Annotated in this window: 18 protein-coding genes and 4 pseudogenes; 13 read left to right on the forward strand and 9 right to left on the reverse strand. The window is 43.6% G+C overall.

Annotated elements, in window-relative coordinates:
* Nucleotides 1–50 precede the first annotated feature (50 nt).
* Together PREMU_RS14140 and PREMU_RS06985 are read left to right on the forward strand one after the other, a co-directional pair.
* Nucleotides 51–494 (forward strand): hypothetical protein, encoded by a 444-nt coding sequence (locus PREMU_RS14140; RefSeq protein WP_007574169.1) that lies wholly within the window; start codon nt 51–53, stop codon nt 492–494.
* A gap of 18 nt (nt 495–512) precedes the next feature.
* Complete coding sequence (locus tag PREMU_RS06985) at nt 513–2582, forward strand: toprim domain-containing protein (RefSeq protein WP_007574171.1); 2070 nt, start codon at nt 513–515, stop codon at nt 2580–2582.
* A 29-nt stretch (nt 2583–2611) separates the two neighbouring features.
* On the opposite strand, the gene PREMU_RS14985 is transcribed toward PREMU_RS06985, so the two are convergent.
* On the reverse strand, nt 2612–2770 hold the full coding sequence (locus tag PREMU_RS14985; protein ID WP_007574173.1) for a hypothetical protein: 159 nt from the start codon (nt 2768–2770) through the stop codon (nt 2612–2614).
* Between the two features lie 157 nt (nt 2771–2927).
* On the opposite strand from PREMU_RS14985, the gene PREMU_RS06995 reads away from it, so the two are divergent.
* The 3 genes from PREMU_RS06995 (at nt 2928) to PREMU_RS07005 (ending at nt 5875) form a co-directional block, all read left to right on the forward strand.
* Nucleotides 2928–3596, forward strand: coding sequence for a hypothetical protein (locus PREMU_RS06995; RefSeq protein WP_007574174.1), 669 nt, complete (start codon nt 2928–2930; stop codon nt 3594–3596).
* Nucleotides 3597–4167: 571 nt separating this feature from the next.
* Nucleotides 4168–4554, forward strand: coding sequence for a ribbon-helix-helix domain-containing protein (locus PREMU_RS07000; protein ID WP_007574175.1), 387 nt, complete (start codon nt 4168–4170; stop codon nt 4552–4554).
* Nucleotides 4555–4570: 16 nt separating this feature from the next.
* Entirely contained in the window at nt 4571–5875 is a 1305-nt protein-coding gene (locus PREMU_RS07005; RefSeq protein ID WP_007574176.1) for a relaxase/mobilization nuclease domain-containing protein, read from the forward strand.
* Nucleotides 5876–5879: 4 nt separating this feature from the next.
* On the opposite strand, the gene PREMU_RS07010 is transcribed toward PREMU_RS07005, so the two are convergent.
* From PREMU_RS07010 to PREMU_RS15240, 5 genes and pseudogenes are all read right to left on the reverse strand, one after another.
* On the reverse strand, nt 5880–6803 hold the full coding sequence (locus PREMU_RS07010; protein ID WP_007574177.1) for a DUF1848 domain-containing protein: 924 nt from the start codon (nt 6801–6803) through the stop codon (nt 5880–5882).
* Between the two features lie 2 nt (nt 6804–6805).
* Nucleotides 6806–7174 (reverse strand): annotated as a pseudogene (locus PREMU_RS07015) (winged helix-turn-helix transcriptional regulator).
* 127 nt (nt 7175–7301) lie between these two features.
* Nucleotides 7302–8252: pseudogene (locus PREMU_RS07020) on the reverse strand (IS1595 family transposase).
* A 108-nt stretch (nt 8253–8360) separates the two neighbouring features.
* Complete coding sequence (locus PREMU_RS07025) at nt 8361–9683, reverse strand: hypothetical protein (RefSeq protein WP_007574178.1); 1323 nt, start codon at nt 9681–9683, stop codon at nt 8361–8363.
* The gene (locus PREMU_RS15240) at nt 9652–9816 is read right to left on the reverse strand and encodes a hypothetical protein (protein WP_007574179.1); all 165 of its coding nucleotides are present in this window, start codon (nt 9814–9816) and stop codon (nt 9652–9654) included. Before PREMU_RS15240 ends, PREMU_RS07025 begins: the two co-directional genes overlap by 32 nt.
* A gap of 170 nt (nt 9817–9986) precedes the next feature.
* Between PREMU_RS15240 and PREMU_RS07030 the strand changes: the two are divergent.
* A pseudogene (locus tag PREMU_RS07030) lies at nt 9987–10334 on the forward strand (transposase); the annotation flags it as partial.
* A gap of 116 nt (nt 10335–10450) precedes the next feature.
* Here the strand turns inward: PREMU_RS07030 and PREMU_RS07035 are convergent.
* Nucleotides 10451–11143, reverse strand: coding sequence for a hypothetical protein (locus PREMU_RS07035; RefSeq protein ID WP_040558110.1), 693 nt, complete (start codon nt 11141–11143; stop codon nt 10451–10453).
* Nucleotides 11144–11360: 217 nt separating this feature from the next.
* A complete protein-coding gene (locus tag PREMU_RS07040; protein ID WP_040558111.1) occupies nt 11361–11720 on the reverse strand; it encodes a hypothetical protein in 360 nt (119 codons plus the stop codon).
* Between the two features lie 842 nt (nt 11721–12562).
* Here PREMU_RS07040 and PREMU_RS07045 point away from each other — a divergent pair.
* Both PREMU_RS07045 and PREMU_RS07050 read left to right on the forward strand, forming a co-directional pair.
* A pseudogene (locus PREMU_RS07045) lies at nt 12563–13515 on the forward strand (IS1595 family transposase).
* Between the two features lie 179 nt (nt 13516–13694).
* Nucleotides 13695–14474: a hypothetical protein gene (locus PREMU_RS07050; protein ID WP_007574186.1), complete on the forward strand. Its 780-nt coding sequence runs from the start codon at nt 13695–13697 to the stop codon at nt 14472–14474.
* 24 nt (nt 14475–14498) lie between these two features.
* Here PREMU_RS07050 and PREMU_RS14990 read toward each other — a convergent pair whose 3' ends face one another.
* Nucleotides 14499–15713: a hypothetical protein gene (locus PREMU_RS14990; RefSeq protein WP_156803979.1), complete on the reverse strand. Its 1215-nt coding sequence runs from the start codon at nt 15711–15713 to the stop codon at nt 14499–14501.
* Between the two features lie 299 nt (nt 15714–16012).
* Here PREMU_RS14990 and PREMU_RS07055 point away from each other — a divergent pair, with 299 nt between their 5' ends.
* The 5 genes from PREMU_RS07055 (at nt 16013) to PREMU_RS15845 (ending at nt 20398) form a co-directional block, all read left to right on the forward strand.
* Nucleotides 16013–16384, forward strand: coding sequence for an ISAon1 family transposase N-terminal region protein (locus PREMU_RS07055; RefSeq protein WP_007574188.1), 372 nt, complete (start codon nt 16013–16015; stop codon nt 16382–16384).
* 74 nt (nt 16385–16458) lie between these two features.
* A complete protein-coding gene (locus PREMU_RS07060; RefSeq protein ID WP_169311315.1) occupies nt 16459–17484 on the forward strand; it encodes a transposase in 1026 nt (341 codons plus the stop codon).
* A 644-nt stretch (nt 17485–18128) separates the two neighbouring features.
* On the forward strand, nt 18129–18320 hold the full coding sequence (locus PREMU_RS15380; RefSeq protein WP_007574191.1) for a ClbS/DfsB family four-helix bundle protein: 192 nt from the start codon (nt 18129–18131) through the stop codon (nt 18318–18320).
* Nucleotides 18321–18402: 82 nt separating this feature from the next.
* Nucleotides 18403–20178, forward strand: coding sequence for an IS1634 family transposase (locus tag PREMU_RS07065; RefSeq protein ID WP_007574193.1), 1776 nt, complete (start codon nt 18403–18405; stop codon nt 20176–20178).
* 85 nt (nt 20179–20263) lie between these two features.
* Nucleotides 20264–20398: a hypothetical protein gene (locus PREMU_RS15845; protein ID WP_262502455.1), complete on the forward strand. Its 135-nt coding sequence runs from the start codon at nt 20264–20266 to the stop codon at nt 20396–20398.
* Nucleotides 20399–20594: the final 196 nt, after the last annotated feature.

The following is a 20594-nucleotide window of genomic DNA, read 5'->3' on the forward strand; positions in this document are numbered from 1 at the left end:
TTGCTAAACGTTCGACATTTATGTTATAAATTACAAGAAAAGAAAAAGCGATGAACGCTCAATTAGTTGAACGACTGGAGAAGATGCACCGAATGCTGGCTAAGACGCATGAGGAAGTCAAGGTGCTGAGAATTGAGGTTAACACGTTACACCAAGCCTTGTCATCAGGGGATGACATTCCACCACCAATGGATAACAAGCAGCCGCCTATGGAGGAAGAGCTGGACGTTCTGTCGGCCAAGAACATTAAGGTTGGAAGCAAAGAGCTGCTGAGAATACTGCAAATCTCTGAGACCACACTGAAGAGATGGAGAAAGAACAGCGAACTGCCTTTCGAGTATTTGTCCCGCAACCATGTTGTCTATCCACTGGTGAAAATCTATGAGGGCATCTGGAGTGGACAGATGACTTGTAAAGGTCTGGATAGAATTAAGGCACTGGAGAGAATACTCATGTATTCAGGCAATGCGTCCATGTTGACTTTTGACGAATAATCATGCTTCTTATTCAATATGGACTACAAAATTCAGATTCTGAACAAAACACGTCAAGGATTGGATGTGTTTCACCACTACATTGCCTTCAAGTTCTCGCCGGACAAGAAGTTCAAGAATCCGTTATATCATGACACAAAGGCTTCATGCTATATTCATCTGAGCAAGAAGACGGGAATCTACATGATGAAGGACTTCGGAGATATGGAATACTCCGGAGACTGTTTCTGGTTCGTGGCGAGGCTTCTGAACCTGGACATGAAAAATGATTTCGTCCAGATACTCCGTCGTATTAACGATGACATGGGACTCGGAGTATTCTTCGATCCCACACAATCATATAATAGCGGGCACAGGCATGGGACCATACTGTCCCACCCTGTTATCAGGGAGCAGCAAGAACTTTCTGACAAGCAGCAGGATGTCCAACCACAGCCTAATATAACGTTGACCTATAAGGAGTTCAGCGAGAATGAACTTCTTTATTGGCACCGATACGGCATTACGCAAGACGTGCTGAAAAGGTTCAAGGTGCGCAGCGCGCGGTTTCTGACCGGCATCTCCAAAGAGGGAAAGGAATATAAGATTTCTTCCCGTGTAGCTGAACCGATGTTCGTTTATCACACCATTGATGAAGCGGTGAAGGTGTACATGCCGAAGAGCAAGCTGCGGTTCATGTATGCGCACAGACCAAGCGGAGAGTATGTATATGGACTGGAGCATCTGCCGGCGCGTGGACACATGGTGTTCATCACCGGCGGTGAGAAGGATGTCATGTCGCTCGCGGCACATGGCTTCGACGCTGTGTGCTTCAACAGCGAGACTACCGTGCCGCCAATCAACATCATTGAGAATCTTCACCGTCGTTTCAAGCACGTTGTTCTGCTCTATGACACTGACAAGACCGGCAAGGAGAGTGCGGCAAGGATTGAACAGTCGCTGAAACAATATGGCGTGAAGCGGTTGGAGCTGCCACTGTCGGGGACAAAGAGTGAGAAGGACATTTCTGATTTCTTTGCCCTGGGACATACGGCAAAGGAGCTGGAAGATCTCATCAGTGATCTCATTCACAACCTCTACCGCAAGAGCTCGGTCATCTTCAAGTCCTGCGAGCTGGACTATAAGAATCCGCCTGCCAAGTCCTCGTCTGTTGTCGAGGTCAATGATGTGCCCGTCGGCACCTGTGACAACCTTTTTTGTCTCACCGGAGGTGAAGGCGTGGGAAAGAGCAACTTCGTTGCTGCCATCATCTCCGGTACTATAGCAGAGAGTGCGCTGGATTCCGAGCGCACGCTGGGCCTTACCATCATCCCGAATCCGTCGGGTAAGGCCGTCATCCTCTTTGACACGGAACAATCTGAGCATCAGCTTTACAAGAATGTTCACAAGGCTATAAAGCGGGCTTATCTCCAAGACAAGCCGGACTTTTTCCATGCCTATCATCTCTCGGAGCAGTCTCGTAAGGAGCGGCTGGACATCATCCGCACGTCTCTCGACATGAACTTCCATGAGCACCATGGCATCCAGTTGGTCGTCTTAGACGGTGTGGCGGATCTGGTGCGGTCGGCCAACGATGAGCTGGAGAGCGTGGATGTCATCGACGAACTGTACCGTCTTGCCGGATTCTACCACTGCTGCATAGTCTGTGTGCTGCACTTCGTACCGAACGGTGTGAAGCTCAGAGGTCATATAGGATCGGAATTGCAGCGTAAGGCTGCGGGTATTCTATCCATTGAGAAGGACACCAATCCTGCATACTCAGTGGTCAAATGCATCAAGGTTCGCGACGGCAGTCCGCTGGACATCCCGATGATGTCATTCGGGTGGGACAAGAAAGAGGATATGTTTGTCTATATGGGTACTAAGTCCAAGGAGGATAAGGAGAAGCAGAAGACGGCTGACCTCAGAAATCTTGCTGTCAGTATCTATGAAAAGGTGGACAAGCTGGCCTATGGAGATATGGTGAAGGCTATTGTAGACTCTATGGAGGTGCAGCCCAGGACTGCCAAGGAGTATATCCGTTACATGAGGGAAAAAGCAATCATAGAGCAACTGGCAGACCAATCCTACCAGCTCAAGATGTCTTGAGCCGGCAACAGAGGGCACAGGCAGTGCGGTTACTTGCGCTGCCTGGCTACCTTTTTCTTTCTGTCTATGGCGTCAGCAATGGTGAAGTAAGTCCACAGAATGGGAATCAACAGAATCCATAAGATAAGCTTCAAGACAAAGACAGCGACGGCGATGATGAGTGCGTAAAGGAAGAAGAGTGCGAACATGATGACATCTTTTTGAGGGTGAATAATTATGTTGTTTAACCCTTTAATACTATGCAAATATACGAATATTTTACGACATACGCAACTTTTTGAGCCGTTATTTTCAATAAATATGCAATAGATATCTATCTGTCCGAGAGACAAAAACACAATTATTATGAGTACAAAAACCGCTCCAAACAGTCAGAAGGCTATTCTGACATTCAATGTGTTCTTCAGAGAGGACACGACCACTCAGTCGTTCCTCCCAAGTATCGTATCAAAGGATCCCTGCCACTGGGCTGTCTTCCGCAGTGTCTTCGCCGGACGGAAGGACTGTAAGCTGACCATCGTGGACAAGTCGGTAGAGACGCCTTTCCACTGCTTGCTTGTAGCACTCTTCTGCAAGCAGTTGGAGAGGGAGCTGCAGGCTACGATGGATGGTATTACGCTGATTCTGTCACCGCTGCACAAGGAGCATCCTGGTGGTACCAACATGACCAACATGCCGTTCGACACGACAACGCACCGAAATGAGTTTCTGCAACAGTGCTTCGATAAGGTTATGGGGCGGCAAATGAAGATTGCGACGAAACGCAACCCGATACTCTGTAGGGACATCAAGATCTCATCGGGCGAGTATGTGCTCTATCTTCGTTTTGAGGGAGGAGTGGCAAACGGATGGCAGGCGGATGACAATTATGTCTCTCGGCTGTCACCCAAGGATTTGCTGTCCTTTGCTGACAACAACGTGAAATGCAAAAACATTTTCACGCATGGATATAGTCAGAATGGTGTTTTTCTTAATGTAGATTTCTTGACAAAATATCACATGCTCAATCTGTAATTCAATTACCTGGGGCTCGGAGGGTGACTCAAAATGGGTATTACCTCCCGAGTCCTAACCTCCTATAAAATGATAAAAGCAATCACATGATAAAGGTTATCATAGTAATCACGGTTATCACGTGATAAAGGTTATCATGGTTATCACGGTTATCACGTGATAAAGGTTATCATGGTTATCACGGTTATCACGTGATAAAGGTTATCATGGTTATCACGGTTATCACGTGATAAAGGTTATCATACTTATCATAGTTATCACATGATAAAAGTAATCAATCGCATAGTTTGAGCCAGTAAAATACTAAGTCTGCGAAAAACTGATGAAAACCCGCTTACGCAAGTTTTATTGAAGAAATGACATATCCGCTTGAAAACCAACATACGAACCTAATCCTTTGGCTTTGCTACCGCCACGGCAGTCCATTGGGAGTAGCAAGTTGTACTTTTGTACGTACACCTCGGTTAACACCTCAGTATACTTCAAAAGTCACTTGCCAGCAGAGCTGGGAGGATAATCGGTCGCAACTCCCTAATCCTTATCAGATGAACTATAAACCAACCATCAAAGTATGAAGAAGAAATGTATCCGTTTGGAAATCCGTCTCACAGAAGATGAGTCTCAGATGTTCCAAAACAAGGCACAGAACTATGGTGGCAACATGAGCGCCATGGTGCGTGACGCGGTCAGACATTTCGATGACAAGCGGACGAGAGGGAAGATAGAGACGATGGAGGCACTCCTACAGTTCTACAAAAAATATCAACAACAGCTCTCGTGGTTGGGTGGTAATTTCAACCAGTGTATGCACCGCGCTAACGAGCTGGCCATAGCCGGTGAACTCACCGAGAATTACTTCCGCAGCATCCTTCTACCTGAAACTCGGAATGCCGTCAAAGCCATCATGAGCATCAAGGCTGAGTTGGATGCCATCCACGACAAGCAAGAAGAAACGTAAACAATCAGACCAAAATATGATAATCACTATCCTGCCCTCTTCCGCTAACTTCCATGCAATCGCCTACAATGAGATGAAGGTTGAGAAAGGCGTGGCTACGTTCTTGGAGGCTCAGAACATCCTCGGACTGAGACCAGGGGCATACACACCCGAAAAGCTCCGGCAATATTTTCTTGACTACTCTTCATGGAACACACACATTCAAAACGCCCAGTTCCATGTGGCTGTCAGCTGCAAGGGAACAGAGTACACCCACCAGCAGCTTCTCGATATTGCACACCGTTATCTCAAAGAGATGGGATATGCCGAGGAAGGCCAGCCGCTGCTGGTCTATGCTCACCACGACACAGACAATAACCACATCCATATCGTCACTTCCCGTGTGGCACCCGATGGTCACAAGATAGACCACAATCATGAGAAGCGGCGTTCACATCAGGTGACGCAAAAGATAATGGAGGAATACACGGGTCAGAAGCAGGAACCGGAAGTCAACGACATCGCAAATGACGCACTCTCTTATCGCTATACTTCCAAAGCTCAGTTCTGTGCCATCATGGAAAGCTTAGGCTATGATTGCAAGGACGATGACGAAAAGCCATTAGTATATCTTCATCGCGGAGGTGAAGAGCTCGGAACGATACAGGTTCAGCTTATCATGCAGCACGCATTGAAAGAGAACAGACCTGACAATAGGCGACGTCAACAGCTGCGCGCCATCCTGCAAAAATACCGTAACCTTTCTGCCAATAAGGAAGAGCTGGCCGCCCACATGAAGAAGAAGTTCGGTATCAGCCTTGTCTTCGTCGGCAATGCTGACACGCCTTATGGTTACATCCTCGTTGACCATAAAAACAAGACGGTCTTCAAAGGTGGGGAGTTCCTTAGCATCAAGGAGCTGCTCCAGTTCGAAGATGCAGCCACTCGCTTTGCCAAAATTGAAAAGACCATCGATGAGCTGCTTGCCGACAACCCGAAGCTCACTACAGCCGACATCAACCGTATCCTCTATCGGCAATTCGGTATTCGCATCCACAGAGGCACCGTGTCGTGGAGTGGGGAGACCATCAACCTACGCGAGTCTGTTGTTCACCAACTTCATGACAACTACTTGGAGTCGAAAGGAATCGCCAAGGTCGCGATACCTATTCATCCAAAAACAGAGCTGAAGCCGCAGCCATCGTCTTCGGTGTCTCGTCCTTCTTCTATGGATAACAATGCCGGTTCCAAGTATGCCAACCGTGAATACGAGGTCGGCAAAGGCATGAACGTGAATGACGTAGACGATGAGCAAAGTCAGCAGGCAAAGTGGCGGAGATAACTGGTTAGAACAGTCGGGGTTCTTTGTCAAGGTAGCTCTCTTGATGCAGGGGAACGATCTTGTCTGTTGGCTTTAGATGACCGATCATCAAAGGAGAAAGTGGGGCATGGAGACTGTAATTCTCCTTTGCCTTCTCATGGTCGTAGTTGGCATAGCAGTATCGACAGCCGTTGATGCAGGTGTTGTAATCGCCGAGCCCATGGCTTTCCATGCATCGGCATCCTGGGCGATTGTCCTTCTCTGTTATCTTCTTGAAATGTAAGCCGAGTGAATGCTCATAGACAGCTCGCGTCATACAGCCACTGCCGTGGATGCCGTATTGCTCATAGCTTTCCTTTGTCCCACATGTTTGAATATACAGATGGTGCTTGGCGGCAATCTCACCCAAGCCTTTTGCAATCTGATCTTTCTGCTGTTCCGAAATTGGCAGCAGCTCCGGCATGTGCAACTTTTTATACCACACCACGAAACTGAAAAGGCAACGGTCCACGTATGGTGCTATTCGCTCTGCCATATAGTCGAAAGTCTCGAAATGCCGTTCAATGGCGTATTTAGCGGTCAGCAGCACTGGGTCATACCGCCAAATGATTTTCTCTTTGCCGACCTGAGCCGACAGTTCTTTCAGGGTCTCGATACTCTCGTCAATGCCGGGTACGTTTGGCTCTATGTCCTTCCCATAGGCGGTAATGGTGTAGTGGAAGTGGCAGTTGAACCGGCCGGTAATCTCATGCAGCCGTGGCAGAATCGGACGATAGTTCTTGCTGCAGAACTCTACCACGTCAATGGTTTCCGGCGAAAGTTCTGTCCGGTTAACCACATCATGGTAGAATGGATTACGGCTAAAGGCATAGCCTTCCCAGAAGTGGTTCAACAGCCACTCCGAGAAATTATTCACCGTATCAGTCCGTCCTCCAGTATTGAGTATCATGCTTACAATGCAAATTTCTTTCTGTGATTGACAATGGCATCCATATTCTCCAACGACCAATCTACAAGTTGGTTGAGAAGAGGGATGAGCGACAACCCGCGCTTCGTCAGTTCATATTCCACGCGAGATGGCACTTCCGGATAGATAGTTCGCTTGATAAGATCATCAGCTTCCAATTCACGCAGTGTCGATGTCAGCATCTTTTGCGACACATCGGGTATCGCCTTACAGAGATCGCGGAAGCGCATGGGCTGCGAACTGCTTTATAGGGTCAACAGTACCAGCAACGACCAGAGGTCACCAATCCTTGAAAGCACATTTCTAATCGGGCAGCTTGAGAACAGTGGATCTACAACTTGTTTTCTAATCATATCATGTACATTTTATACGCAACAACCGCCACGGACTCGTAACAAGCCCATGACGGTATAGTGTTTGAAAGTAGAGTGTCAAGTTTTTGACTACAAATCATTATATGAATATCCGCAATCATCCAAATCAGTAGATTCTATGCTTGAAACTCGTCCTATAAGTGCATGCGCAAAGTTCAAGCCTGTCGAACAGGTGAAATCCGAAATATCTTCGGTTGAACTTATAGCAGAATTCGTTGAGGTAGAGCTGCAGAAAGTCCCCCTTGATGTCATGGTACGTGTCAAGAATACTCCTCTTTGCATTGCTTATGGATATGTGTACCCATGGAAGCACCTTGCCGATCATGGTCTTGTCCTTCATCTCATATGCTTTATGCTTAGCGACAATTTTGTTCGCTGTAAGTGCCGCGTAAGACTTCGTGGCATCTGTGGTGGCATCAGCTCCGGCATCTATGAAATTCTTTATTCTGTCTTCCTCCGTAGCCGCCTTCAAGTCCGGTATGACTTCCATCTTGATATGACCGACCCGTTTCCCGGTGCTGTACTTCTTCATTGGTGTGTTTGTAGGAACAGAACTTTCCGCCGTGACAAGCACGGCCGTCTTCCGTTGGCTCCCATGTCCACGCTTGAGAGGAAGTCATTTTTCACTCTCAGGCGTCTCCGTGGAGAAGAATCCTTCATCAAGTTCCACCTGGTCAAACAGCTTGTAGAGGCTGTCACGCTTGCCCATCACGTCACGCAGCTTATGCAGCATTTCCCAGACGGGTTGGTAGCGTTCCCTTCCAAGCTGGCGCTGTACCTCCAAGGCGGATATGGCCCACTTCGTACTTACTATCAGAAACATTGCCACGAACCAATCGAAAATTGGCAGTTTACAGCCTTGCATCACTGTGCTGGAACGGAGGGTAACCTCATGACCGCAATCCATACATGTCCAAGACTTATGGCTCGGATTCCAACTGAGGTGCAAGCCGCCACATTCCGGACAATAAAGAGTATGGCATTCACGAAATTCCCTGAGAGCGTGCTCACAGGCTTCCTCGTCAGGATAAACTTCATAGAAATCAGTCAAGTTCATAATCATTCCTTTCCAATAGTCAAATATAAGCCCACAATTTTTATACCAAGGATTGTCCAGGCAGTGTAAACTTTGCTAATTTGGATGATTGCGGATATTCATTAATCATTAAGCTTTTCGGAGGATATCCCTTCGTTCCATTGCTGGATTTCCGTATAGGTTTAAGTCTTTCCACTCCCTCAAATCCTTGTAATGCACATTTTCCATAGCGGCCTTGAAGTCAAACTCCAAACGCTTTTGTCTCGAAGTGAACAGCATAGCCAGAGGCAAGACCAGCACATGCTTTGTAATGCCGCATAATTTGTCTGGCGATTTGGTTGCCTTGAACGTCCCGAAACACGACTCTATTATGTCTGAAGATATTATATGCAAGTCTTTATCTGTTTTCAGAACTTTGCATTCGTCACGCAAGTACTCGTACATGTCTATGCCCGTCATTCTCATTCTGTGCGTGGCACCTTTTGCAGTGACAAGGGTTCTCGCAATGTACCATTGAAGAAAATATGCCAAGTTCTTGCTCAATCCATCCTGCTTGCACCTTTTCTCTACATATGCCATGCACTCAATGACCGCGTCCAACTCCGTAATAAGGCTCTCGTATTCTTTCGCGAACTTGCATGCTTCCTTTCCTTCCGATGTTAGCGTGTCGTACTTGCCAACCGTGTTCTTTGCCCATCCAATCCACTGGGAACAGTTCATAAACCTTGCAATCGCCCTTTGCTTTGGTGGCAGGAATATGGCCTTGTCCGTCAAGTGGTATTTCAGTCTGTTCTTCTCCATTATTTCTGTAAGTTTCTTGAAGTCAATGCAGTTACCGTAGTGCTTCTTCAGTATCACTCCAAAAGTGTGGCTGATGTCACGGTGGTGCGTTATGCCCAATTGCCGGCATGCACCGCACAAGTTATATCCGTTGTCGGTGACGGAGTATTTAGGGCCATGCCCTATGCGCTTGTGCGTCTTGTCCATTTGTTGCTTTGTCGCTTCTGTGTTCCATGAGGGGCTGACTGCCATACTCACTATACTTACATCGGATTGCTTCAACGGCCTGCCGGGGTGTTTGGCAGGAGCAGCAAGCTCCAACAGCAACTTCTGCTTGCCTACAGATATGCTCTCATCCACAATGCTTACATACTCTTCGTTCTTGAACAGGTCTTTTGCCCCGGTGCATACATCCAGACCCGCTTTCTCACACCAGTCCTCTATCGTCTGGTGGCTGGGAGTCTCATCGAACAGCTCCCCATGGAAAGATTCGTTGACGATATCCAGGATTGACCTTATGGAGCGGACACCACAGACCTTGACCCTTGCCCTCAGGCGGGTAGCGAGGCTGACTACGAATTCCTTGAACTTGAATCCCCTAATAGTTCTGAAAGTAATCTGCTTTGGCTCCTTGTCAGAGTTACCGTCTTGTCTTTTTTTTATTGTTCTCACGTTGTAAGTTCTTTATCTGCTTTTTGTCAGCCTTACGTCCTGCTTTCAATTTTGCAATCTCCTTTTCCCGAGCTTCCAACTTACGCTGAAGCTTAGCTATTAGCTTATTATTTTCACCTCTCTTAACAGTCATTTTCTTTATGGATTAACGTTATAATTATTCTGTAAAGTTACTGATTTCCAACGAAATATGCAAATATATTATGTTAAGCTATGTTTACAACATGAGGTATTCTTAAAGTTCTAAAAGGCTAGACATCAACCCGTTTTTGGCAAAGATTGTTTACTACAAACTTGACACCCTACTTTGATAATGCCAAGCAACTCACCCGTTATCTGGGCTTATCGCCAAACTATCAACAGTCCGGTACGTCAGTCAATTTCAAAGGTCACATTTACCGCAATGGAGATGCTTCTCTAAGAAGCCAGCTCTATGTTGCCGCCTTGACATCTCTCAGATGCAACAGGGAATGCAGGGCTTGTTACGAACGGCTGCGGTATAACGGAAAGCCCGGGAAAGTCGCTGTCATTGCTGTTGCCAACAAGCTTGTCAGGCCGGCTTTTGCCGTTGTCACTCATGAGAGGCCCTATGTCGATGGATATGTATCAACGATAGGCTCTGCTGAGATTTCTTTGGGTGTTGAAGGATAATCTAATACCTGAAAACACCGAGGAGTTTGAGGGCGAGAAGCCCTCAAGGAATGGCTCGAATTGCTAAAGTTCGTTAATCATATTCGTTTTTCTTATTACAGTTCATTGTTTCTTCGTTATTCTATATTTATACCACTTTGATTATCTACGATATTTATTTTGATTGGAACAGCAAGAATTTTTTGAGGTATATCCTTAATAGATGTAGTGTGATTTGATAAAAATAATTCCTTATTCATATAAATACCCTTTGCTTCTGAGTCTAATGATATGGATTGTACGCTCATATTATACATTCCCAACATTGCGGTCAAATCTGCTGCTAATGTAGTATGGTTTATATACTCTTCTATCTGAGAATTATTCTTACACTTATATTCTGGGAGGCATTGCGAAACAATGATGGCAATATCACTAAAATCAGACAGATCACAATGTATGTTGATGTTTTTTTCTTTTGAATACTTGCTTAAAATAACTTTTAAACATGTATTCATTTCTTGCAAAGTTTCTCTATACCCCCTCTGTCTTTGGGATATTGGAAAAGCTGAAAGGCCCTTGCCCTTTCTCTTTAAATCATCAATAAAATCATTAGTACTATATGGTACTGTTATACTTATTTTATCGTTATCTCCTGTAACAATATAACATTTATATTCTATTGTATCTGCTTTCTGAATGAAATAGACACTTTCTGATTCAGTCAGAGCAAGAATATTTACTTTCAAGTCTTTGTTTTTGACACGGGTACAAGAAACAAATGTAAATATCGTAGAGATAAGCATATATAATATATTGAGTTTATTCATCTTAATTTAAGAATATGCAAAAAGTCAAAGAATTTGTTAGACACTATTTTTTTATTATTACTGTCCGATAAGATTGGAGCCTATTGATATACTTGGTTTACGTGCTTGGTGATCCAAAACAAATCCTTCTTTTATAGAATATGAAGTTCAAAAAGAACACCATTAGCAGCAAGAATATTCCGTCGACGAAAGTAGATGGCAATTTGTTATAACTCTGTTAAATTCCTTTTGGCAGGTTTGTGGTCGTTAAGGTAATAGTTCCATTCCCTATTAAACCATTGAAGACAACTTGACCTGATACATTTGCCATGATGTATGATAAATTATGGTCTGAAGGCAATCCCACAACAGAGATAGAAAGTTGATCTTGGAAAGTCGGTGATGGAGAGAGGTCTACTTTTAACAATTTCGTGTCTGTAGAAGTTTTCGGAGCTTTCTTGGCTTTTGGAAGTGTTCCCCTAATAACCCGGGAAGTACAACTACCTTGTGCATTATATGTGTAAACAACCGTCTGTCCCTGTACTTTAGTATAAGTAAAGACAAACAGCAGCATCAGTAAAGTAACTTTATTTTTCATCGGTTTATAATTTTAGTTAACTATTAAAATGGATGCTTATAAATAAAACATTTCTATTAATAAGAATTTGAACTTATATAGGATATTTAACAATACCAAATACTAAGGGCTAGAGATTCTATGATAAGAAAAAAGTTGGTACTGCGGTAGACCAACCGAAAAGTTAAACGCCACGTATCGGAAGGATATGCGACATATACATGATATATAACAAAATGGTTCGCAAGCATTCCATACTTCGAGATCTTTTACTTTAATATTGCAAAGATAAAGTATCAAAATGGAATTGACAAGAAAATCAGAGAAAATTTCTGCAGAAAGTGCATTTTTAACATTTCAAGCACTGTAAACACATGTAAATGGGGGAATGTCTGGTTCATATCCGCGGAAAATAGGACTCCGTTTCCCTTTGGTTGTATAAGCAATAGTTCGGTAGCTTTTTAGTTAAAATCGTTAATATATGAGGCTTATTCCAAATAAAAAACAAAGTATTTTTTATTACATATTATTAACTGATAAAAAATGTCTAATTAGCTGATTATTAGTAACTTTACAAAGTGTTCCAGTATCAAAGTAATAGTTAAAAATGTCAGACATAGTTAGCCAAATGGGAGACCTGACAGTAAGTCTGCTGTCTAAGTGCCCTACAAAGATACGCAAAAGTTCGACCTGTACGGTTGAAAAATTGATTTCTGACTGAGCAAATAATTCCCCACTTTTTCCGTTATAACTAAAAATTAATGAATATCCGCAATCATCCAAATTAGCAAAGTTTATACAGCCTGGACAATCCTTGGTATAAAAATTGCGGGCTTATGTTTGACTATTGGAAAGGAATGATTATGAATTTGACGGATTTCTATGAAGTTTATCCTAACGAGGAAGCTTGCGAGCATGCTCTTAAGGAATTTCGTGAATGCCGTACTCTTTATTGTCCGGAATGTGGCGGTTTGCACCTCAGTTGGAATCCGAGCCATAAGTCTTGGACATGTATGGATTGCGGTCATGAGGTTACCCTCCGTTCCGGCACAGTGATGCAAGGCAGCAATCTGCCAATTTTCGATTGGTTCGTGGCAATGTTTCTGATAGTAAGTACGAAGCGGGCCATATCCGCCTTGGAGGTACAGCGCCAGCTGGGAAGGAAACGCTACCAACCCGTCTGGGAAATGATGCATAAGCTGCGTGATGTGATGGGTAAGCGTGACAGTCTCTACAGGCTGTTTGACCAAGTGGAACTTGATGAAGGATTCTTCTCCACGGAGACGCCTGACAGTGAAAAATGGCATTCTCTCAAGCGTGGACATGGGAGCCAAAGGAAGACGGCCGTGCTTGTCATGGCGGAAAGTTCTGTTCCTACAAACACACCAATGAAAAAGTACAGCACTGGGAAACGGGTCGGTCATATCAAGATGGAAGTCATACCGGACTTGAAGGCGGCTACGGAGGAAAACAAAATAAAGAATTCTCTATAGATGCCGGAGCTGATGCCACCACAGATGCCACGAAGTCTTACGCGGCACTTACAGCGAACAAAATTGTCGCTAAGCATAAAGCATATAAGATGAGGGACAAGACCATGGTCGGCAAGGTGCTTCCATGGGTACACATATCCATAAGCAATGCAAAGAGGAGTATCCTTGACACGTATCACGATGTCAAAGCAGATTTCCTGCAGCTCTACCTCAACGAGTTCAGCTATAAGTTCAATCGAAGATATTTCGGATTTCATCTGTTCGACAGGCTTGAGCTCTGCGCATGCACTTATAGGACGAGTTTCAAGCATCGGATTTACTGATTTGGATGATTGCGGATATTCATTTTTAATAAAGAAGGTATTGAGTACAAATGATACATCTATGGAGGAGATATGGAACAAAATGAACTTACTTGTGAAAGGCAATCAAAAGATTTCCTTGAATATTATATCTCTATTATTAAAAACAATTAGTGAATACAATATAATTGATATATCAAATGAATAAACGAATTTCTATCATAGTTGTTTCCTTGTTTTTATCTGTGGGTTTATACGCACAGAGGCATTTTGTGCTGTGGGATAAAGTAAATGATGTTCCTGTAAGCAGGGCAAGTATCTATACAACTTATCAAGGGAAAGTGAAAAGCACATTCAGTGACCAACAGGGGCGCGTAAATTTGGATTTTACCTTTGATAGTCTTACCGTCTCACATGTTAACTATCAGAAAATATGCGTAAAAATGCTACCTGACACGCTGTTTCTGGAGCAGACTATACGAATGCTTTCGGAGATTGTGGTGAACTATGCAGGAGAGCCAGCTTGGATCAAACCTATGCTGAAGAATTTTGTCAAGACGAAAGCGGAAAAATATAGGAACGATGTAGTGCAAAAGTATGACTACGAGACACAGAATATTGATAATACGGTGTTGTACCGTTTTGCGAGTAAAGGACTGGTAAGAAAGAACGAATTCTTTGAAATTGATCCCTTGGAGAGCATTATTACCTTTAAAGATCAGACTGCTGGGTGTGACTTCCGCAATCTCAAAAATATGCTTTATCATGATTTTGTTTCTGATATGGACGAGAAATTCGTAAAAGAACATACATTTTATGTAGATGAGCAGACGGAAGAATTGGGGACTAATGTAGCGAGAATCCTATTCAAGTCAAAAAAAGAATGGAAGGACTCGGGCTATTTGTGTATAGATACGATAAGGAATGTCATACTCAGGGCTAAACGATCTACAGGATTAGAGTATAATATTAAGAATTAGGCTGTCAAAAATTTAGTCTGCTTTTCAAATTACTTTTTTGAGATCCAGCATTCTTTTAACTTGCCAGTTGTCAAATAGCGTCATCTGTTTCCAATCTTTCAGGTCAACCATTCTGACACTCTCAAGTTTGTCTTTGACATTCAGATTCTTTCTGTCTTCTATGCTATTAACTCTTCCGTACAGAGGTATAGCCAAAACAATATATGTTATGCCTGTGAGTCTATTGTTCGGCTGCATGTTTTTATACATTCCAAACGTTGACTCTATTATATCAGAAGAAATACTATGACACTCTTGCTTATTGCGAATCAAGGATAGTTCATCTTTAATGTAATTCAATATCTTACGTCCTACCCGTGCACCTCCCTCTGTTGCATTATCGCAATCGATCAAGGATTTCGATACATAGTCAGAGCAGAACCCAGCTGAGAACTCAGACAATCCGTCACACTTGAATCTTGAACATATGAAATCGACATTGGATAATAGCTGATGAAGTTCCTCTATCAAATTTCTATACTTCAGGACAAAGGAATATGCATCTTGTCTTTTCTTGTCAAGATTGTCAAAAGAATCAAGGATAGATTTACCCCATGCCACCCATTTAGACATGTTCATGAATCTTGCTACTGCACGCAACTTTGGCGGGAGGAGATATGCGTTATCGGTAAGTTGGTACGAGAGCCGCTTCTTATTCATAATGTCCATAAATTCCTTAAAATCAGACCTGTTATCATATTCTTCCTTCATTATTATACCTATGGTATGGCTGATGTCGCGGTGCCGGGGTACATTTGCAAGTTCTGCACCCCTTCTGAGATTGTGGCCATTGTCGCTTATCATATATTCAGGAGCATGGCCTATCTTATCACAGAGTTTGCTAATTTCCTTCTCAACATCTTCAGCCTTCCAAGATGAAGAAACAAGGACCGCCAGGACCTTAACATCGCTATAACTAAGAGCATGCCCGACATGGTCCGCTGGTACAGCCAATATCAAAAGCAGTTTCTGACTTCCTACAGTTATGCTCTCATCCACAATGATAGCATACCTTTTGTCCTTGAAAAAAGAACATGTATCAAGATATTCCACAATACCGACCTTCAGCAGCCAGTTCTCTATCGACTGATGACATGGCAGGCTACCCAACGCACCGCTTAGAAAATTGTTGAAAAGTTCAAGTCCCTTAACTACAGACCTAAAGCCGCAATTCATGCACACATACATCGATATAGCCAATGAGATTACTTCTTTGCAGTATGAATGTCCTTTGACAGGCGTAAAAGAGAGTCTGACAGTTCCTCCATTGCCCTCTTTCTCAAACGAAGTTTTTTTTTGAGTTCGGCATCCTTAGCATCACGGTCTTTCTTCATGTCTGAGTACTTAGCTTTCCATGAGTCAGCACTCGTTTCGGATGATTTCGCCTTTGTCCTCAGGTCACGGTTTTCGGCGCATAAGATATTTCCAGTGGGTATAAATTGACGAAAAGAACCTATCTTTGTGTTGCTGGCACTGCTTTTTATTGTTACCTTTGCATTATGAAACAGCAGAACGACGCATTAATTACATTGGCAAGTTTCCTTTTGCCTCCAGGTGTACTCGATTACTTTGACGTAGCAGACGTTAAAGAGACATTGGATAATGAAGACAAGGTCTTCAAGAAGCAGTTGCATGTTTATCTTAAAGAACGGGATAACCGAACTCCGGACATGAGCGATGCTACAAGCAACGGCTACACAGCCGAGATGCAGCTGCTGGACTTCCCGGTCCGCACTCATCGTATGATACTTCATGTGCAGCGTCGTCGTTGGTTAAAGCCTGATGGTACGACTTTCATAGTAGATCTGACAGACAGGTATGAGCTGGCTCATTTCGGTACGCGATATTCTAAGGATTTCGCGCTTTTTTAAAGAGAACGCTTAGATAACGGGACTATAACATCCAGAGCATTAGGATGGGACCTATGGCATTAATGGCGATACTCTTGAAAAAAAACTACAAGAACATCCTGAGCGACTACAGAAGCTGGAATCAGAAGGACCATGCAGAGGAATGGGTGCTCAAAGAGGAAAATCCGGGTCACCGTCTTGGTATTGACGAAACCAGCATCGGCAATGATGTCTACACTATCCTTCATAACAAGGCGGCTCATGGCAAGAAGGGCGCTGTCGTTGCAATGGTCAAAGGCACTAAGCCTGATGACGTAGCAAAGATCATCAACCAGATACCTCTGGAGGAAAGAGTGAAAGTAACTAGCATTACTATGGACTTGTCGGACAGTATGCGCTCTATTGCTGGTTTGTGTTTCCCTAAGGCTCGTGTTACACGTGATTGTTTCCATGTGATAAAGAACTGTGGAGGAGCCATAGATGAGATACGCCTGCGCCTGAAACGGGAGGCTGTTAAGAGGTTGAGGAAACTGTTGACAGGATTCAAGCAGAAACTTGAGCGACTCGATAAGCAGCGTAAGGCATACAAGGACAGAATGAAGAGAAAGTACGGAAAGAAGTGGCGTAAGAGCAACCGTGGACGTAAACCTATGCGTAAGAACAGCCGTTTCACGCCGCCGAGACTTGCTAATGGTGAGACGCTTATAGAAGTATTGACTAAATGTAGTAAGCAGCTGCTGAAGAGTCGTGAGAAGTGGTCTCTGTATCAGGAAGCAAGAGCTAAAATTTTGTTTAAGTTCTATCCGAAACTTGAAGAAGCATACAACCTTATCAACAAGCTGCGCTCTATCTTCAGAAGCACTACTCTTACAAAGGAGACAGCCAAGGTTAAGTTCGAGGAATGGTACAAAGAAGTAAATGCATGCACTCTTAGGGAAATCAAGGCTGTCCGAGACACGGTCAAGTTCTATGAAGATGAGATACTCAACTACTTTATCGACAGGGATACGAATGCTTCTGCAGAGTCTCTAAACTCAAAGATCAAGTGCTTCAGATCAGAGCTTAAGGGAGTAAACGATGTTCCTTTCTTCGTGTATAGGGTTGTGACTGTACTGGGATAAAACAATCATCAACCCACTGGAAATATCAGATGACCCGTTTTTCTGACTTTCTTTGTATTTTTACCTATCGTATTCATGTTGCAAATTTGTGAAAATTTGCTTGTAGGACAATACAACAGAATACTCTTAAAGGTAATAGAATACCTTGAATTAGAAAACAGATGTGTATTACTCATAAAATCAACATGTTATATAGGTTGTTAAAACAAGCTAAATAAGTATGCTGATAATTTAATGGTTAATATTTTCTCTACAAAAATGCTGTTTTTTGAAGTATTATCAAAAGTGAATAATAATCCTAATTAATATTGAAATAGTATTTTAAGTACATAAGTATCATAATAAACTCTATTATTCTAACACATTCAAAATAATATGATGACGTGCGTATGCGAAGCAACGAAATGATAAATATACAATATTTTTACGCATGCAATATGATTATAATATTGCCTTTTGCATAAATTATTAGTAATTTTGTGGCATCAAATACGTTCCATGCATCATATTTTGGGGATTGATTGATTAAGAAGTAATATTATGGTATGTAAGACGTTAGTGTATTAAAGCCAACCTGAATGCCAGACGAGTCTAAACCGGCGAATCGAGATAACAGGTAGTAACAAATATAGAATGATAAGACTATGGCAAATCCCAAAACGAAACCAGAATTGTTGGAGGCAATGGCAAACGGCTATGCCAAGCTTAATGAACAGATATCAAAAATGTCGCAGGAGAAAGTCGAACAATCATTCGGATTCACTTGCGACCCTAAGAATCTGAATTTTCGATTATTTTGTAGCGATAACGCTGGTCGAAAAGCTAATTATCTATAAATCAGTATACATTTAACTTATTATGTTTTGCCATTTCATTTATTATTGTTACATTTGTAGCGATAATCAAAGATGTAGCACAATGGCAAGACCCATAAGCGATGAGACTGCTCACAAGGTGACGCTTCACATTAATAACGGATATAGATATGCAGCACTACGCCCACGTGTAACGAACGAGGCAACAGGTAAGCGTATGAACAAAAGCATTCATTTAGGCACAGTGACCGAAAGCTTGAAGTTCATTCCAGACAAGGCATATCTTTACATGCCTCCTGCCGAGCGAAAGCAATTGGTATTCCCACAGGGATGGGATTTGAGCGAACTGGACTCTTTGCCAAGCACGAGGAAAGCGGGGAGGCCTACCCACAATGGAGATGCGCAGAACCGTCTGTATGGCGACGTGTGGCTTATGGAAAGAGTTGCGGAGAAGACCAAGATACGCGAGGATCTGGAGAAGGTGTTCGAGGGAAACAAGGAGAAAGTGGATAATATCATGACACTTGCCATGTTCCCATATATTTCCAGCTATTCTTACAGCAGACTCGCTCGCTGGCAGAGATACACCAAGACTCCGTCCGCGCGCGAAATGTCGCCGGGAGACATCACCCGTCTTACGCAATCTATCACCGAGAAAGACCGCCAGGCCTTGTTACGTCTTCGTTCTGAAAAAATTGGAAAGATGGAGCTCTGTGCTGTTGACTCCACAAGCAGGTCTGCTTACGGAAGCAGCCTGGCCGACATACGCTGGGGGCACAACAAAGAGAGCATTGCTTTGGCGCAGACGAATGAAGTTGTAGTCTATACTCTCAGCAACCACATGCCCATCTATTACAGGTCTTTTCCCGGTAACATTCCTGACTCACGCACAATGGGTGTCATCCAGTCTGACCTTCGCTGTGCTGGTTTCATGAATTACGTAATGATAACGGACAGGGGCTATGGGACAGTGCAAATCCTTGAGGACAACATCCTTCATGGCCGGCCCGCTATAATGTGCATGAAGACCGGCCACAAGTTTATCAGCGACAAAATAGACAGCCTCGGAGACTTCAATGTCCGTCCGGACGGAATGGAGATAGACCTTGACAGCAAGCTGTACTACAAGCAGTACGACATTGACTACAAGGTACATGGAAAGGGTAAGTCCGAAAAGGCAGCAAGCAAGATGCGCCTGAATCTGTTCTTCAATCCCTCGTGGAGAAGCGAAGGGCAAATCAACATAGACATGAAAGTCGAAGGGCAGAGAAGCTGTCTTCAGAAGATGCTTGAAGACAAGGAAGAAGCACCAGACGACGATACCCTGAAGAAAGACTTCTGCATGTTTGACGTAAAGTTGGACAAGAAAAGACATGTCATATCTTTTGAGAAGAACGAGAAGAAGTACAACGACTCACTCAGACTGTTAGGGTTTGTTGCCATTGTAACGCTCGGGCTGGATCTGACATCCCCACAAGCTCTGGCCCACTACAAATTGAGAGACGAGCAGGAGAAGTACTTCCAGCAGATGAAGACGGAGATGTGCTCTGACAGACAGCGGAATTGGAGTGAGGACGGCAAGACCGGCAGGCTGTTCGTCTTGTTCGTCGGGCTGGTCATCGGATCATATATCAGACACATCTGGAAGACAACAGACCTTCACAGCATGTTCCCCTCTTCGCTGGACATGCTTGACGAGATGAGAAACATAAGATGTATCGAACGGCAGGGGCATGCCTCTAAGATAACACCTTTCGTCGGAAAGCAGGTAGAGATTGCAAAGGCTTTGGGGCTTGACATCCCAGTCGGGTGTGAACCGGGATACAAGTCGAAAAAGGTAGGAAGGAAAAGAGGAAGACCAAAGAAAAACGTATTTTAGAAGGTTATCGCTACAAATTAATTGAAAACTCAGAATTATATGTTCAAGACTTAACACTGTATATTCAGAAGAGGAGATGATGGTAATGGACAACGTCTCACTGGATGACTATACGGTAATCTGGCCGGAGTCTTTGATTAATGACGTTCTCGATGACAATCTGCTTGATTGGAAGGCCATCGAGGATGCCGAAAACGATACGGATGAAGATGATGATTAGCCCAATAGTTGTCAGAAAGATACATGAATTACGAGTAAATCCAAATGGTTGAACGTGAGGGAGGGGGAATATAGACTTTGAGCAAGTCTATTTAGCTGATAAAACAAAAACTAAAAGGGATATTCATTATCCGATGCTACATCAGTATGGCTGAAGCGCAAAAAAGGCAACCTGCTACAAAATACCGGTTGCCTTT

Origin of the sequence: Hallella multisaccharivorax DSM 17128 (assembly GCF_000218235.1) — a bacterium.
In the GTDB taxonomy this organism is placed as follows: Bacteria; Bacteroidota; Bacteroidia; order Bacteroidales; family Bacteroidaceae; genus Prevotella; species Prevotella multisaccharivorax.

What these genes read in the sequence shown, in the direction of transcription:
- PREMU_RS14140 (WP_007574169.1), top strand. Translation starts at nt 51, where the DNA reads ATGAACGCTCAATTAGTTGAACGACTGGAGAAGATGCACCGAATGCTG.
- PREMU_RS06985 (WP_007574171.1), top strand. Translation starts at nt 513, where the DNA reads ATGGACTACAAAATTCAGATTCTGAACAAAACACGTCAAGGATTGGAT.
- PREMU_RS14985 (WP_007574173.1), bottom strand. Translation starts at nt 2,770, where the DNA reads ATGTTCGCACTCTTCTTCCTTTACGCACTCATCATCGCCGTCGCTGTC.
- PREMU_RS06995 (WP_007574174.1), top strand. Translation starts at nt 2,928, where the DNA reads ATGAGTACAAAAACCGCTCCAAACAGTCAGAAGGCTATTCTGACATTC.
- PREMU_RS07000 (WP_007574175.1), top strand. Translation starts at nt 4,168, where the DNA reads ATGAAGAAGAAATGTATCCGTTTGGAAATCCGTCTCACAGAAGATGAG.
- PREMU_RS07005 (WP_007574176.1), top strand. Translation starts at nt 4,571, where the DNA reads ATGATAATCACTATCCTGCCCTCTTCCGCTAACTTCCATGCAATCGCC.
- PREMU_RS07010 (WP_007574177.1), bottom strand. Translation starts at nt 6,803, where the DNA reads ATGATACTCAATACTGGAGGACGGACTGATACGGTGAATAATTTCTCG.
- PREMU_RS15240 (WP_007574179.1), bottom strand. Translation starts at nt 9,816, where the DNA reads ATGACTGTTAAGAGAGGTGAAAATAATAAGCTAATAGCTAAGCTTCAG.
- PREMU_RS07035 (WP_040558110.1), bottom strand. Translation starts at nt 11,143, where the DNA reads ATGAATAAACTCAATATATTATATATGCTTATCTCTACGATATTTACA.
- PREMU_RS07040 (WP_040558111.1), bottom strand. Translation starts at nt 11,720, where the DNA reads ATGAAAAATAAAGTTACTTTACTGATGCTGCTGTTTGTCTTTACTTAT.
- PREMU_RS07050 (WP_007574186.1), top strand. Translation starts at nt 13,695, where the DNA reads ATGAATAAACGAATTTCTATCATAGTTGTTTCCTTGTTTTTATCTGTG.
- PREMU_RS07055 (WP_007574188.1), top strand. Translation starts at nt 16,013, where the DNA reads ATGAAACAGCAGAACGACGCATTAATTACATTGGCAAGTTTCCTTTTG.
- PREMU_RS15380 (WP_007574191.1), top strand. Translation starts at nt 18,129, where the DNA reads ATGGCAAATCCCAAAACGAAACCAGAATTGTTGGAGGCAATGGCAAAC.
- PREMU_RS07065 (WP_007574193.1), top strand. Translation starts at nt 18,403, where the DNA reads ATGGCAAGACCCATAAGCGATGAGACTGCTCACAAGGTGACGCTTCAC.
- PREMU_RS15845 (WP_262502455.1), top strand. Translation starts at nt 20,264, where the DNA reads ATGGACAACGTCTCACTGGATGACTATACGGTAATCTGGCCGGAGTCT.